The 1,376-nt window shown below is 78.8% G+C and carries 1 protein-coding gene; it reads right to left on the bottom strand.

What is annotated here, in order from left to right; genetic code table 11:
• Positions 1-183 precede the first annotated feature (183 nt).
• On the bottom strand, positions 184-1,119 hold the full coding sequence (locus tag ACSNOD_RS31170; RefSeq protein WP_436770436.1) for a M56 family metallopeptidase: 936 nt from the start codon (positions 1,117-1,119) through the stop codon (positions 184-186).
• Between the last annotated feature and the right edge of the window lie 257 nt (positions 1,120-1,376).

The following is a 1,376-nucleotide window of genomic DNA, read 5'->3' as shown; positions in this document are numbered from 1 at the left end:
GGCGCTGGCCGCCCTGTCCTGACGAGGTCCCGGCGGGCCCGCCCTGACGGCGGAGGGCCCGGACGGCGCGCGGGTATTCCTCCCCGCCCCGCCCGTTCCCGCCACGGGCCGCGTCCCGGGGTCGTCGGCCGGCCGCGCGCCGTCCGGGCCCTCCGCCGTCAGGGCGGGCCCGCCGGGACCTCGTCAGGACAGGGCGGCCAGCGCCGGGCCGAAGGCCACGACCAGGGGCACCACCGGCACCAGCGCCGCCGCCGCGGTCAGCCGCAGCCGGCGGGCCGCGCTCAGCCGGGGCGCCGGCGTCAGCAGCCGGTCCACCCGCTGCGGCACCAGCGCGAGCGGCGTGGGGCAGGGGCCGAAGACCCCCCGGTCCTCGTTGAGCCCCACCAGCGCCAGCGCCGTCGTCAGCCGCCCGAAGCGGCGCGACGCCATGTCGTCCGCCGCCAGCTCGACCAGCCGGTGGACCTGGTCCCGGAACACCGCGAACACCGGCACCTGCGGAAAGCCCGTCGCCAGGGCCGCCGAGCAGTGCAGCAGCCAGTCGTGGCGGGCCCGGGCGTGCCCCTGCTCGTGGGCGAGTACGGCGTCGAGCTGGCGCCGGTCCAGCCGGCGCAGCGCCGCGGTGGAGACCACGAGGCGGGGGGCGGTGCCCGGCAGCCACCAGGCGTGCGGCCGCTCGCCCTCCAGGATCACCAGCCGCTCCTCGGCCGGCCGCTCGCCCGGCAGCCACGGGGAGCGGGCGCTGACCTCGGCGGCGCGGTGCCTGCGCCGGGCCCGGGAGAAGCGGACCTCGCGGGTGAGCATCGCCGCCGTCCACACCCCGCCGAGGGCGAGCAGCGCGGACACGGCACCGGCCCAGGGGCCGTACGAGCGGAGGGCGTACGCCTCCACCACGCCGCGCGGGGCCGGGGCGAACACATGCCCGCGCACCGCCTCCCAGGCGGCGGCGCCGCTCAGCGCCATCGCGAGCACACAGCAGAGCAGGACGGCGGCGACGGCGCACTGCCACACCCACAGAGCGAGCACCGGTTCCCTGTCGGGCCAGTCGGCTCTGGTCAGAAGACGCGGGGTGACGGCCGCGACGAGCCCGCCGAGGATCAGCAGCGCGAGCGGGAGCACCATGGCGCTCACCCTAAGAGGGCGCGGGCGAGCGGGGGTACGGTCGCGATGGGGAAGTGACGGATGCCACGGTCGGGGCGGGGTCGAACCGGTGGGGCGAACCGGGCGGGGCTCGGGCCGGCCGGGCGGCCCGCCCTCCTGCCCGAGGCGGGTTCACAGGGCGAGCAGCATGGCGAACATGCCCAAGGAGGTCGCCACCTGGCACACGGTCGTGAGCTCCGGCCGCTCGGTCCAGCCCCCCGCCGGCCGGCCCCCACCCC

Source organism: Streptomyces sp. URMC 123, assembly GCF_051386515.1.
In the GTDB taxonomy this organism is placed as follows: Bacteria; Actinomycetota; Actinomycetes; order Streptomycetales; family Streptomycetaceae; genus Streptomyces.
The sequence above is the reverse complement of the archived record's forward strand: the minus strand, read 5'-3'. Positions and strand labels throughout refer to the sequence as shown.